At 36.1% G+C, this 12,889-nt stretch carries 13 protein-coding genes and 1 tRNA gene; 8 read left to right on the top strand and 6 right to left on the bottom strand.

Annotated elements, in window-relative coordinates:
- Positions 1 to 24: 24 nt before the first annotated feature.
- The 5 genes from nfsA to FFM65_RS06655 all read right to left on the bottom strand — a co-directional run bounded on the left by nfsA (position 25) and on the right by FFM65_RS06655 (position 2,439).
- A complete protein-coding gene (nfsA, locus tag FFM65_RS06675) occupies positions 25 to 762 on the bottom strand; it encodes an oxygen-insensitive NADPH nitroreductase (protein ID WP_119318375.1) in 738 nt (245 codons plus the stop codon).
- A 53-nt stretch (positions 763 to 815) separates the two neighbouring features.
- The gene (locus tag FFM65_RS06670) at positions 816 to 1,196 is read right to left on the bottom strand and encodes a PH domain-containing protein (RefSeq protein ID WP_119318376.1); all 381 of its coding nucleotides are present in this window, start codon (positions 1,194 to 1,196) and stop codon (positions 816 to 818) included.
- Positions 1,197 to 1,387: 191 nt separating this feature from the next.
- A tRNA-Glu gene (locus tag FFM65_RS06665) sits at positions 1,388 to 1,460 on the bottom strand.
- Positions 1,461 to 1,513: 53 nt separating this feature from the next.
- Positions 1,514 to 1,744: a hypothetical protein gene (locus FFM65_RS06660; protein ID WP_119318377.1), complete on the bottom strand. Its 231-nt coding sequence runs from the start codon at positions 1,742 to 1,744 to the stop codon at positions 1,514 to 1,516.
- A complete protein-coding gene (locus FFM65_RS06655; protein ID WP_119318378.1) occupies positions 1,741 to 2,439 on the bottom strand; it encodes a CPBP family intramembrane glutamic endopeptidase in 699 nt (232 codons plus the stop codon). Before FFM65_RS06655 ends, FFM65_RS06660 begins: the two co-directional genes overlap by 4 nt.
- A gap of 97 nt (positions 2,440 to 2,536) precedes the next feature.
- On the opposite strand from FFM65_RS06655, the gene FFM65_RS06650 reads away from it, so the two are divergent.
- The 3 genes from FFM65_RS06650 to FFM65_RS06640 all read left to right on the top strand — a co-directional run bounded on the left by FFM65_RS06650 (position 2,537) and on the right by FFM65_RS06640 (position 7,173).
- The gene (locus FFM65_RS06650; RefSeq protein WP_119318379.1) at positions 2,537 to 4,258 is read left to right on the top strand and encodes an ABC transporter ATP-binding protein; all 1,722 of its coding nucleotides are present in this window, start codon (positions 2,537 to 2,539) and stop codon (positions 4,256 to 4,258) included.
- A complete protein-coding gene (locus FFM65_RS06645; RefSeq protein WP_119318380.1) occupies positions 4,258 to 6,138 on the top strand; it encodes an ABC transporter ATP-binding protein in 1,881 nt (626 codons plus the stop codon). Before FFM65_RS06650 ends, FFM65_RS06645 begins: the two co-directional genes overlap by 1 nt.
- Positions 6,139 to 6,204: 66 nt before the next feature.
- On the top strand, positions 6,205 to 7,173 hold the full coding sequence (locus tag FFM65_RS06640) for a serine hydrolase domain-containing protein (protein ID WP_119318381.1): 969 nt from the start codon (positions 6,205 to 6,207) through the stop codon (positions 7,171 to 7,173).
- A 22-nt stretch (positions 7,174 to 7,195) separates the two neighbouring features.
- Here the strand turns inward: FFM65_RS06640 and FFM65_RS06635 are convergent, their stop codons facing one another.
- Complete coding sequence (locus tag FFM65_RS06635) at positions 7,196 to 8,539, bottom strand: Mur ligase family protein (RefSeq protein WP_119318382.1); 1,344 nt, start codon at positions 8,537 to 8,539, stop codon at positions 7,196 to 7,198.
- A 153-nt stretch (positions 8,540 to 8,692) separates the two neighbouring features.
- Between FFM65_RS06635 and FFM65_RS06630 the strand changes: the two genes are divergently transcribed.
- The 5 genes from FFM65_RS06630 to upp are packed head-to-tail and all read left to right on the top strand — an operon-like array spanning position 8,693 to position 12,873.
- A complete protein-coding gene (locus FFM65_RS06630) occupies positions 8,693 to 9,274 on the top strand; it encodes a thymidine kinase (protein ID WP_119318383.1) in 582 nt (193 codons plus the stop codon).
- Between the two features lie 21 nt (positions 9,275 to 9,295).
- Positions 9,296 to 10,393, top strand: a complete 1,098-nt coding sequence (gene prfA / locus FFM65_RS06625; RefSeq protein WP_119318384.1) for a peptide chain release factor 1 — start codon at positions 9,296 to 9,298, stop codon at positions 10,391 to 10,393.
- A complete protein-coding gene (gene prmC, locus FFM65_RS06620; protein ID WP_255311490.1) occupies positions 10,338 to 11,219 on the top strand; it encodes a peptide chain release factor N(5)-glutamine methyltransferase in 882 nt (293 codons plus the stop codon). Before prfA ends, prmC begins: the two co-directional genes overlap by 56 nt.
- Before the next feature lie 2 nt (positions 11,220 to 11,221).
- On the top strand, positions 11,222 to 12,232 hold the full coding sequence (locus FFM65_RS06615) for an L-threonylcarbamoyladenylate synthase (protein ID WP_119318386.1): 1,011 nt from the start codon (positions 11,222 to 11,224) through the stop codon (positions 12,230 to 12,232).
- Between the two features lie 11 nt (positions 12,233 to 12,243).
- Positions 12,244 to 12,873, top strand: coding sequence for a uracil phosphoribosyltransferase (gene upp / locus FFM65_RS06610; protein ID WP_059074479.1), 630 nt, complete (start codon positions 12,244 to 12,246; stop codon positions 12,871 to 12,873).
- Positions 12,874 to 12,889 lie beyond the last annotated feature (16 nt).

Here is a 12,889-nt window from a genome sequence, read left to right as displayed (position 1 = left end):
GATCCGGAAATAGCTTTTTATAATTTAATGAAGTGAGAAGCCTTGTTCCAACAAAAAATCGGCAACTTCTGGACGGTGGACGTGATTGAAAATGGTTAAGTTTTTTTCAGTCCAAGTTGTATCTTGAGGATTAGTCTTTCGATTGGAATAATAATCTTTTACTTCTTTATCATAGGTAGATAAATCATTGAAAAGTTGACTATCATAAGTATTTTTGGAAACTCGGTTTGACATTGGAAGTCTAGGTTTAGTTTGGTTAAGTACTTTAGGAACTCCAATAGTCATTCCGAAGAGTGGGAAAGTATATTTAGGAAGATTTAGTAATTCAGCAACTTGTTTGATATTGTTACGAATGCTTCCAATATAACAAATACCCAAGCCCATGGACTCTGCAGCAACGGCCATATTTTGGGCTGCAATCGTAGTATCTACGGTAGCGACTAGTAACGATTCCATATTCTTGATGCTATCTAAACTTTGGTTGTGTTGTTTGAGCATTGTAGCTTGGCGATTAAGATCAGCCACAAAAATATAAAAAGTATCAGCTTTTTTGACGTGTGGTGAACTGATAGTGATATCTGACAATTGGTTGCGTAAATCAGGATCAGTGATTTCAATAATTGAAAAAGCCTGGACGAATTCAGAAGTCGATCCACTTTGTGCAGCTTCAATTAATTCTTTTTTGGTATTTTCACTAATAGTTTCATCTTTAAAATCCCGCACTGATACGTGTTTGATTAAGTTTTCAATAGTTTGGTTCATTTTGTTCCCTCATTTTTTGAAAATAATTTTACTTGTTTTTGTATCATAACACTTTAAAGTAAAATTGCAGTTGCCAAAGCCTTCTGAATTGTAGTGATACTATTGTCTTTTCGGAATTGAAGTACTTGAGCCGGTTCAACTGCACCGGAAATCCAAATTTTTAATTCGGCATCTAAATCGAAGTGACCAGTAGTTTCGACAGAAAATCGGGAGATGCTTTTATAAGGAAAAGTTTTGTAATCAACTTTTTTGCCCGTGACGCCTTGTTTGTCGACAACGATTAATCGGTGGTTAGTGAAAACTACTAAATCGCGAACTAATTTAAAGGCTAAGTCCACCTCTTCGTTGGGGATTAAAACATCTTTTAATTCCTGCTTGATAGCGTCTTGATCGACATTAGTTGCGTTACCGAGTAGTCCGTCTAGTAAACTCATAGTTCGTAGCCTCCTTAATGTTTGTTAATATAATTATTCACTAAAAGTAGGCTTGAAAGCAAATAGAAATTGACTAAGCTTTTGACTAAGCTGAGTTATGAATTTAGTCGAATGAAAAATAGAATTAAAAAACAAAAAAGCTGTTATATCAGTCTTTTCAACCGATATAACAGCTAACGAAATCTCTCAAATCACCCGTATGGGAATCGAACCCATAACTCCACCTTGAGAGGGTGGCGTCTTAAACCATTTGACCAACGGGCAATTAAACAACACTCATCATTTTACCCGTAATTGGGTAAATCTGTCAATAAGAATTATCGTTTTTTACGATTATTCTCGTCCTTAGTCTTAATAATTAGGACATAGACCATCATACCAATCAAAATAATTGTATAAATGGCGCTAACAAATCCAGCATATTCCATAATTATCCAACCAGTTACTCGTGCACTAGCTAATAGGAGCATTGATAAAACACCAAACATAACAACTTTGCGGAGTAAATCTTGATAGATTTCATTAAATTTCTTTTTATTGTTTCTCATAGAAGGATCACCCCTGAAGCAATTGCCCCTGCCAAAATAGCTAGAAAGTTATTCAAGAAGTGAACAGTTATATTAGCTTTAATATTTTTAGTTCGATAGTAAACGCCAGCTAAGACGATTCCCAGTAAAATTTTTGATAGCGCGTAAAACCAATCAGTGTTGCTGCTAAAGGGTGCATGAACGTAACCAAAAATCACGCCACTGACAATGACAGAAATTAGGGGATGATCAACGAAGAACCAGTTCATAAAAATTCCCCGAAAAAGAATTTCCTCTAGTATCGGTGCTACAAAAATAGTAAATATTATTAAAATAATCATGCTATTATTAGCCACTAGTTGTAATGCTTCAACGTTTTCATTGCTACTTTTCATAAAGGGCAACGTTACAATATTAATAATAAAAGTTAAAACGGTTGCAATTACTATGATAATCCAAGTACTCTTAGTAAAGCTAGAAGTGGGGAACTTTTGGGCTTTTTTGAAGGTCAAAAGAATGACAGTTGCGCCAATTATCAATAGAATTAAGGTTACCAAAGGAGCCATTTTAATGTAGGATGAATATTTGGTGCCCAATTCTTTTTTGGTCAAAGTCAGAACACTTAACGGTAATTGTTCCATTAAAAATAATGCCAAAAAGGCTATAATATGAAATATAACTTTTATAGGATGATAAGTATTTTTTGTATTGTTCATTAAAATACCACCTTTATTGGGATAATTATTAGAATTTTTTGATGATTAGTGCTTTAATACTATAATGCTATTAGTCAATTTTAAAGGGAGTGAATAAATGTTTAAGATTGCTAGAGGTCGGATTAATAACTGGCAAGTACTTGCTGCGGTCATTTTTATGATTTTCCAAGTCGTTGCAACGTTATATATTCCTAATCTTACATCAGACATTGTCAATAAAGGTGTAATTACTGGTGATACGGATTATATCATACATACCGGTATTGAAATGGTTGTCGTTTCATTGATAACAGCCATTGCCGCTTTTGGAAATGTTTTGATGGCATCACAAGCCTCACAAGGTTTGGGTCGGAAGTTAAGATCCGATTTATTTAAGAAAATATTATACTTTACGCACGATGAATTCGACAAGTTCGAAACATCATCGTTAACGACTAGAACAACTAATGATGTTATTCAAATTCAAAACGTAATGATTATGATGTTGAGAATGATGATCATGGCACCGATTATGTTGATTGGTGCGAGTTTCATGGCTTACCAAAAAAATGCTGAAATGACAAAAATCTTCTTGATTTCAATTCCAGTTTTAATCGTTATCGTTGGATTAGTCATGTTCTTTGCTGTGCCATTGTTTAAGGCTATGCAAAAGAAAACTGATCGTTTGAACTTAGTCTTTCGTGAAGGATTGACTGGGGTACGTGTTATTCGTGCTTTTAGACAAGATCAATTCGAACAAGATCGTTTCAAGGAAGCTAACGAAGATTATACTAACAATGCCGTCAAAGTATTTAGTATCGTTGCCGTTATGTTTCCAGTTGTTACATTAGTTATGAGTGGAACTAATGTTGGTATTACTTGGTTAGGAGCACATTATATTGCTAATCAATCAATGGAAATTGGTAATATGATTGCTTTCATGACTTACGCTATGCAAATTTTAATGAGTTTTATGATTCTTTCAATGGTATTCGTTTTCGTACCACGTGCTTCTGCATCTGCTGCTCGTATTCAAGAAGTTTTTGAAACTAAGAGTAAGATCGATGTCGTTGCAAAACCTGCCAAATTAAAGGATGAACCATCATTGAGCTTTAATGATGTTAACTTTAGATACCATGGTGCTGAAAGACTAGCCTTGAATACTTTGAATTTCAAAGTTACTAAAGGTCAAACTTTGGCTATTATCGGTGGTACTGGTTCTGGTAAGAGTACTTTGATCAACTTGATTCCTAGATTCTATGATGCTGAAACAGGTGTCGTAAGTATCAATGGAACTGACGTCAAGGCTTTGAGTACTGAAGATATCAACAGCCAAGTTTCAATGGTTCCGCAAAAGGCAATTCTTTTCAAGGGAACTATTCGTGAAAACATGGCCTATGGTAAGGAAAATGCGACTGATGATGAGATTTGGCATGCACTAGAAATTGCCCAAGCCGCTGATTTCGTTAAAGAATTAGACGGACAATTAGATGGTGAAGTTGAACAAGGTGGAGATAATTTCTCTGGTGGTCAAAAACAACGTCTGGCAATTGCGCGTGCGTTAGTTAAAGATGCCTCAATCTATGTCTTCGATGATTCCTTCTCAGCGCTTGATTTCAAGACTGATTTGAATTTAAGAACAGCTTTGAAAAATGATGAAAAAATTAGTCAAGCCGTTGTTGTTATTGTCGGACAACGTATTTCAACAGTTGCTGATGCTGATCAGATCGTTGTTTTGGATAACGGAGAGATGGTCGGATTAGGTACTCATCAAGAATTGAAAGAGAATAATAAGACTTATCAAGAAATTATTAAATCTCAACTGAAGGAGGATAAGTAATGGCTGAAAAGAAGAATGAAACACAATCACCTTCAGTAGGACACGGTCATGGTCCTGGTCGTGGGCCTAATATTGTTGTCAAACCTAAGAATTTCTGGAAGACTACTGGTCGTTTAGCAAAATACATGTCGACTTATGTGGTCGGAATCATTGTTGTTTTGGCTTTGGCCATTGCTTCAGCTGTTTTCCAGATTAAGACTCCAAAGATTTTGGGTGAAGCTACTACTGAGATTTATAAAGGTTTAATGACCGGTATAGCACAGCAAAAAGCTGGTTTTAAGATCAATGGTTTGCCAATTAATTTTGACAAGATTGAACACATCATTTTCATCGTTATTTTGATGTATTTGGCTTCAGCATTATTTAACTTTATTCAACAATTCGTTATGACGAGAATTTCTCAACGGACTGTTTACAAATTAAGACGTGATTTAAAGGGTAAGATGAGAAGATTACCAATTAGCTATTATGACTCTCATTCTAATGGTGATATCATGTCTCGTGCCATCAACGATATGGATAATATTGCTGGTACTTTACAACAAAGTTTGACTCAATTAGTAACTAGTTCAGTTACCTTTGTTGGTATCATTTGGATGATGTTGACGATTAGTTGGAAATTGACTCTGATTGCTTTAGCAACTGTTCCATTAAGTTTGATCGTAGTTGGAATTATTGCGCCACAATCACAAAAATTCTTTAAACGTCAACAGAATTCCTTAGGTCTTTTGAACAACCAGGTTGAAGAAAATTATTCTGGACACGTTGTTGTTAAGAGTTTTAATCACGAACAAGAATCAATTGAAGAATTTGAAAAAGAAAATACTAAATTGTACAAGGCTTCTTGGAAAGCTCAACTGATCTCTGGTATCGTTATGCCAATGATGAACTTCTTGAACAACTTAGGTTATGTTTTCGTGGCTATGTATGGTGGTATTCAAGTTGCCAATGGTGGAATTTCTCTTGGTAATATTCAAGCCTTCTTACAATACATGAATCAATTTTCACAGCCAATTGCCCAACTAGCTAACTTGACTAATACGATTCAAGCAACAATTGCTTCAGCAGAACGTGTTTTTGAAATTTTGGATGAACCTGAAATGGAAGACACCAAAGTTGATGTACCAGACGTGAAGACTGATGACAAGGTTACTTTGGATCATGTTAAATTTGGTTATGAAGGTAGCCCAATCCTATTAAAAGACTACAATCTTGAAGTCAAACCAGGTGAGATGGTTGCCATTGTTGGACCTACTGGTGCTGGTAAGACTACTATCATCAACTTGCTAGAACGTTTCTACGATGTTAGCGGAGGTTCGATCAAGCTAGATGGTAGAGATGTCCGTAATATGACTCGTGAAGAAGTTAGAAGTCACTATGCAATGGTATTGCAAGATACTTGGCTCTTTACTGGTAGTATTTATGACAACTTGAAGTACAGTCGTGAAGATGCTACTAAAGAAGAAATCATTGAAGCTGCTAAAGCTGCCCACGTGGATAACTTTGTTCGTCAATTGCCACAAGGTTATGACACAGTTCTTAACGAGGAAGCTTCTAATATTTCTCAAGGTCAAAGACAGTTGATCACTATTGCTCGTGCTTTTGTTGCTGATCCAGAAATTTTGATTTTGGATGAGGCTACTAGTTCAGTTGATACGAGAACTGAATTGCACATTCAACATGCAATGGAACGTCTATTGAAGAATCGGACAAGTTTTGTTGTTGCTCACAGACTTTCAACTATTCAAGATGCTGATAAGATCATTGTGATGAATCATGGTTCAATTGTTGAAACTGGTAATCACAAAGAACTTATGGCAAAGAATGGTTTTTATGCTGATCTTTATAATTCACAATTTGCTGGAAATGTCGCAATGTAAAAATATAAGCTTTATAATTAGGACGTGTTTTTATGACACGTTCTTTTTTTAGTAGGAGAGGTAACCATGGCAAATTTTGAAGAAACCAAAGCTCAAATTATTGATTTAGTTAATAAACAAGTCGTTCCAGGAGTCAGTTTTGGCTTTATAAACTCCTCTCAGACGAATAAATATATTTATGGTGATAAGGAATGGCGTCCTGAAATAAAATCGCTTAGAGGCACAGAATTGCACGATTTAGCCTCTTTAACGAAGGTTATGGGAACAATTCCGTTGATTATTAAATTAATAAATGAAAAAAAGCTTGCTTTGCACGATCCAATTAAAAAATATTTGCCGAATTTTTCGGATGATCGGGTTGAATTATTTCACTTATTGACGCATACCTCAGGAATCCATGGCTATATTCCTAATCGGGATTCTTTAGATAGCGACCAGTTGATCCAGGCCTTGATCAAGTTGCCAGTGACTGACACCTTCAATAAAAAAGTCGTATACACTGATACCGGTTTGATATTTCTAGGTTTGATAATTGAACAAATTTATCATATGCCAGTTCAAGATGCGATTATGAAATACATTATTGAACCAAAGGGCTTAAAAGATGCTACTTTTGAACCTGATCCCCAAAAATGCATTCCAACGTATGAAGTTAATGGTCAAATGCTTTGTGGTGTACCCAATGATCCTAAAGCTCGTCAATTAGGAAAACGTTGTGGTTCAGCTGGGATGTTTGCAAGTTTAGATGATGTCATGAAATTTGCCAAAGACATGTTGAAACCGGATAAGAAATTTTTGTATCACAATTTTACGGAGTTAAATCCGGGACGTTCATTAGGATGGGATGTTAAACCTGATGGATCAGGACACGTCTTATTTCACACCGGATATACAGGACATTTCATTGCCTTAGATTATCAACACCAAAATGCAATGGTCGTTTTGACGAATCGAGTTCACCCAATTGAACACAATCAGATTTTTTTGGAACGTCGAGAAACGATTTTGAATTCTTTTTTAAATGAGAGCAAATAAAAAAGCAGCCGTTAGGCTGCTTTTATTTTTGCTTGATATATCCTTTTTCCATTAGACTCTTACGTAGACTGAGCATGGCTGTATAAGTTGCTAAGACGTAAATTTTATCTGTTGGAATATTTGGTATTTCTTTAACGAAGTCTTCAATTTCAACAGTTTCTTTATTTTTCTTCATATCCAAACCGGCAATCTTGAAACGATAAGTAACATCTTTGACACGTTTACCACCGGTAATAACTAGCGGCAATTTATCATAGTCAAAATCTTCGAAATTGGCGTCCCAGATCCAACTAGTATCGATTCCGTCAGCATAGTTAGCATTTAGCAAGAATGCTAAAGTATAAGGTTCTTTGTCACTGAGCACAGTCTCAATAACTTGATTCAAGCCAACGGGATTCTTAACTAAGATGATATTGACGTCTTTGCCATCAACGTTGATAGTTTCTTGACGACCAAAGACCTTTTCATCGTAGGTAAAGGCTTTTTGCATTTGTTCAACACTGATGCCCATTTCTGAAGCAACTGCATAGGCAGCTAAAGCATTATAAACATTATACTTTCCACCGATGTTCATAGTGAATTTATTGCCATCGATTTCAAATTCAGTTTTGTTAGGAAGCAAAGTTGAAATATTTGTAACTTGATATTTCAATTCGTGACGTTTGAAACCACAGTTAGGACAGAAGTAACTACCAAGGTTAGCGTAAGAGATCATGTGGTAGTGAATGATGTGATTACATTTAGGACACAAGACACCATCAGTATTTGTTGGTGCTTTGAAGTCTTCATTTTCATGCCCTTTGTCGCTGAAACCATAGTAGATAAACTTGTTAGGTAGATCTTTTGAAGAGAAGATAGCAGCATCGCCATTGGCAATAACTGTGGCATCAGGCGCCATTTTGATACCATCGACAATTTTTTGATAAGTAGTGTAGATTTCCCCATAACGGTCCATTTGATCACGGAAAATGTTAGTTAAGACGAAATATTTTGGCTTGATGTACTTACAAATGATAGGGACGTTAGCCTCATCAACTTCCAAAACAGCTAAAGGTTTCTTGCTTGTTTTATGATGTGTAACGAAACTAGTAACGATTCCTTGAATCATATTGGAACCAGTTGGATTAGTTAAGACGTCGTTATATTTTTGAATCAACATTTTATTGATCAAAGATGTCGTCAAAGTTTTCCCGTTTGTACCCGTAACGACAATCAAATCGTAATCCTTACCAAGACTTTTCAAAATATCTGGATCGATTTTATAAGCAATTTTTCCCGGATATGAAGAACCGCCATTAAAAAATTTGCTTAAAATAAAATATGATGTTTTACCTGTAATTGTTGCTATACTTGATTTAAATGTCATTAATAAAAACCCCAAATTGAATTAATTAAAAATATATTATCATACCTGAACTATATTTTATCCGTTTTTGATTGAAAATGGGAAATCTTTGCTGTGTTCAAGAGCCATTTTTTTCGTTATAATCTTGAAGGACATATTTTTGGAGGCGTAAATTTGGCTCAATTATTTTTTAAATATGGTGCTATGAATAGTGGAAAATCGATTGAGATTTTGAAAGTAGCCCATAACTATGAAGAACAAGGTAAGTCAGTTATCTTAATGACTAGTATTTTGGATACTCGCTCTGGACATGGAAAAATTGAAAGTCGCATGGGTTTAAATCGTGATGCGATTGCTTTGAAAGATGATTCCAACGTTTATGAAATCGTTAAAGAAGAAAATCCCAATGCATCTTGCGTTTTGATTGATGAATGTGAGTTCATGACTAAGGACCAAGTCTTACAAGCAACCCAAGTTGTTGACGACTTAGGTATTCCCGTTATGGCATTTGGTTTGAAGAATGATTTCAAAAATGAGTTATTTGAAGGTACAAAGTATCTTTTGTTGTACGCGGATAAATTGGAAGAAATGAAGACAATTTGCTGGTTCTGTACAAAAAAAGCTACAATGAATATGCGTATGGCTAATGGTAAACCAGTTTATGATGGTGAACAGGTTGTGATTGGTGGCAATGAAATGTATTACCCAGTTTGCCGTCGTCACTATAACCATCCTCCAATGCTTGATGAAAATTAATAATAAGAAAGGATAGTTGAGTTGGATAAAATATTTGAACAACTAGAAACATTGCTTGAAAGATATCAAGAACTTCAAGAACTAATGAGTGACCCTGAAGTTATCAACGATACAAAGCGTTATATGGCTTATTCAAAAGAAGAAGCTGATATGCGTGAAGTTGTCGCTGCTTTCAAGCATTACAAAGAATTAAAACAAAGTATCAGTGATAGTGACGAGATTCTTCGTGAAACTGATGATCCAGAAATGGAAGCAATGGCCAAAGATGAATTAGAAAGTTCCAAGAAAGAAATTGATGAAGTTGAACATCAAATTACTTTGTTGATGCTTCCTAAAGATCCTAATGACGATAAGAATATTATCATGGAAATTCGTGGTGCCGCTGGTGGTGACGAAGCTAGTTTGTTTGCAGCAGATTTATTGACTATGTACAGTAAATACGCTGAAAAACAAGGCTGGAACTTTGACATCATTGATGAAACTGACACTGAAGTTGGTGGTTACAAGGATGTTGCCGTCATGATCACCGGAACGAAAGTTTACTCAAAACTGAAGTTTGAAAATGGTGCTCACCGTGTACAACGTATTCCTTCAACTGAATCACAAGGCCGTGTTCACACATCAACTGCTACTGTAGCGGTTATGCCTGAATACGATGAAGTAGATATTGATATCGATCCAAAAGACATTAGAACTGATGTTTATCGTTCATCTGGTGCCGGTGGTCAGCATATCAATAAAACTTCATCTGCTGTTCGTATGACCCACTTGCCAACAGGTATCGTTGTTGCCATGCAAGATCAACGTTCACAACAACAAAACCGTCAAAAAGCAATGCAAATTTTGAAGTCTCGTGTTTACGATTACTATGAATCGCAAAATCAAAGTGAATACGATGAACAACGTAAATCTGCTGTTGGTACTGGTGATCGTTCTGAACGTATTAGAACTTATAATTATCCACAAAATCGTGTTACCGATCACCGTATCGGTCTATCTTTGAATAAACTTGACCGTATTATGAATGGTGATTTAGAAGAAATAATTGATGCTTTGATCGTTCATGATCAAGCTCAAAAGTTGGAGCAAATTCAAAGTGGAGAAGCTAAGCTATTCTAACGCCCTGAAAAGGGCTTTTTCTGTGTTAAAGAGCCAAAATAAATTTCCTGAAGATGCACAATACTTAATGGAAGAGTTAAGTGGCTTTAACTATACCCAATTGCAATTACATCGTAACGATGAAGTTCCAGCTGACATTATGCGAAAATTTCGTGATGGTTTGGTGCGTCTAGGGATGGATGAGCCAGTGCAATATATTTTAGGATACGCATATTTTATGGATCGCAACTTTTCTGTTAATGAGAACGTACTGATTCCACGAAATGATACTGAAGAAATGGTCCAACAAATTATTGATGAGCATCCAAAGAAGAATTTAACAATTTGTGATATTGGAACAGGTTCAGGAATAATTGCGATAACTTTGGGAATTGAATTCCCCGAAGATGATATTTTGGCGACTGATATTTCAAAAGAAGCTCTACAAGTGGCACAGTTGAATGCCGATAATTATCAAACGAATAATGTCTTCTTTAAGCAAAGCGATTTGTTCAAAGCAATCGATCCGCAAAAATTTGACATTGTTGTTTCCAATCCACCATACATTGCTGAAGACGAAAAAAAAGACATGGATCCAAGTGTTATTAAATTTGAACCGGATTTGGCTTTATATGGAAAGGATAATGGGTTAGAATTCTATGAGAATATTACGCAACAGATCGATAATTATCTTTCTGATGATGGTATTTTGTACATGGAGTTCGGTTTTCGACAAAAAAACGCAATAAAAGCGATTTTTCGTGATAATTTACCTAATTATGTTGTAGAATTTCATAAAGATATAAGTGGGAATTACCGATATCTAAAAGCTAAAAAGGAGATGTAGTATTGGAAACTGAGATACTAGAGAATACACAGATTCAAGAAGCTGCAGATTTCCTAGCTAAAGGACAATTAGTTGCTTTTCCAACTGAAACTGTCTATGGCTTAGGTGCTGACGCGACAAGACCTGATGTAGTCAAAGATGTCTATGCTGCTAAAGGACGTCCAAGTGACAATCCTTTGATCGTCCACGTTGCTAGTCCAGAAATGGTCTGGGAATATGCCGACAACAGCTACAAACCTTTGGCCCAGAAGATGATGAAGGCTTTTTGGCCGGGTCCATTGACAATCATTATGCCAATACAACCTGGAAAACTTTCTAAGGCAGTTACAGGGGGACTGACGACTGCTGCTTTTAGAATGCCTAACAATAAGGCAACTTTGGATCTTATTAAAACTTTTGGCAAACCAATTGTGGGTCCATCTGCTAATACAAGTGGCAAGCCTAGTCCAACTTTAGCAAAACATGTTTACCACGATTTACATGGCAAGATTGCAGCTATTTTGGATGATGGTCCAACTAAATTGGGGGTAGAATCGACGGTCATTGACTTATCTGTTGATGTACCAACGATTTTGCGTCCAGGGATGATTGACTCGGATGATCTATTGAAGGTTATCGACAATGTCAATTCAGATCATCATAAAGTAACTGCAACAGAAGTTCCAAAGGCACCAGGGATGAAGTACAAGCACTATGCACCAAGCGCTCAAGTCATTATTGTTGATGACGTCAAAGACTTTCCAGAAGCGATTGCTGAATACAGCAAAAAGGATGTTTCGTTAGGAGTTTTAGCAACTGATGCAATTCTAAAAGAAGTACCTGAAAACATCACCACTTTTTCTTTAGGTGATGATGTTTATAGCGCTTCCAAAGAATTATTTGCAGGATTGCGTCAATTGGATGTTGACCATATGGATTACATCTTGGCTCAAGGATTTCCTGATGAAGGTCATGGAGTTGCATACAGCAACCGTTTGAATAAATCAGCAGGCAATGCACATTACAAAAACTAAGGAGATTTAAAATGTCTAAATTTACAGTATTGAACCACCCATTGATCCAACATAAACTTACAATTATCCGTAACAAGCACACAGGTACAAAAGTATTCCGTGAAGTTGCCAACGAAATTGGTGAACTAATGGTCTATGAAATTACTCGTGACTTGCCACTAAAGGATGTTGAAGTTGAAACACCAATGGGCAAATCTACACAAAAGGTGCTTGCCGGTAAGAAATTAGCTGTTATTCCTATTTTGCGTGCTGGTTTAGGAATGGTCGATGGTGTACTAGAATTGATCCCAGCTGCCAAGGTTGGTCACATTGGTATGTACCGTGATGAAAAAACATTGAAACCACATGAATATTTTGTAAAGCTACCTAGCGATATCGATCAACGTGAATTGTTTATCGTTGATCCAATGCTTGCTACTGGTGGTTCTGCAAATATGGCTATCGACGCTTTGAAGAAACGTGGTGCAAAGCATATGCGTTTAGTTGTCTTAGTTGCTGCACCAGAAGGTGTTAAGGCAGTTCAAGACGCACATCCAGACGTTGATATTTACGCTGCTTCACTAGATGAAAAGATTACAGACAGTGGTTATATTTTCCCAGGTTTAGGTGATGCTGGAGACAGATTATTTGGGACAAAATAAGAATTTCATTGTTTGA

Source organism: Companilactobacillus formosensis, assembly GCF_005405305.1.
GTDB lineage: Bacteria > Bacillota > Bacilli > Lactobacillales > Lactobacillaceae > Companilactobacillus > Companilactobacillus formosensis.
This window is presented reverse-complemented; position numbering and strand designations above follow the sequence as displayed.

Coding starts and splice junctions, on each gene's coding strand:
- nfsA (WP_119318375.1), bottom strand. CDS start 762: ATGAACCAAACTATTGAAAACTTAATCAAACACGTATCAGTGCGGGAT.
- FFM65_RS06670 (WP_119318376.1), bottom strand. CDS start 1,196: ATGAGTTTACTAGACGGACTACTCGGTAACGCAACTAATGTCGATCAA.
- FFM65_RS06660 (WP_119318377.1), bottom strand. CDS start 1,744: ATGAGAAACAATAAAAAGAAATTTAATGAAATCTATCAAGATTTACTC.
- FFM65_RS06655 (WP_119318378.1), bottom strand. CDS start 2,439: ATGAACAATACAAAAAATACTTATCATCCTATAAAAGTTATATTTCAT.
- FFM65_RS06650 (WP_119318379.1), top strand. CDS start 2,537: ATGTTTAAGATTGCTAGAGGTCGGATTAATAACTGGCAAGTACTTGCT.
- FFM65_RS06645 (WP_119318380.1), top strand. CDS start 4,258: ATGGCTGAAAAGAAGAATGAAACACAATCACCTTCAGTAGGACACGGT.
- FFM65_RS06640 (WP_119318381.1), top strand. CDS start 6,205: ATGGCAAATTTTGAAGAAACCAAAGCTCAAATTATTGATTTAGTTAAT.
- FFM65_RS06635 (WP_119318382.1), bottom strand. CDS start 8,539: ATGACATTTAAATCAAGTATAGCAACAATTACAGGTAAAACATCATAT.
- prmC (WP_255311490.1), top strand. CDS start 10,338: ATGATCAAGCTCAAAAGTTGGAGCAAATTCAAAGTGGAGAAGCTAAGC.
- upp (WP_059074479.1), top strand. CDS start 12,244: ATGTCTAAATTTACAGTATTGAACCACCCATTGATCCAACATAAACTT.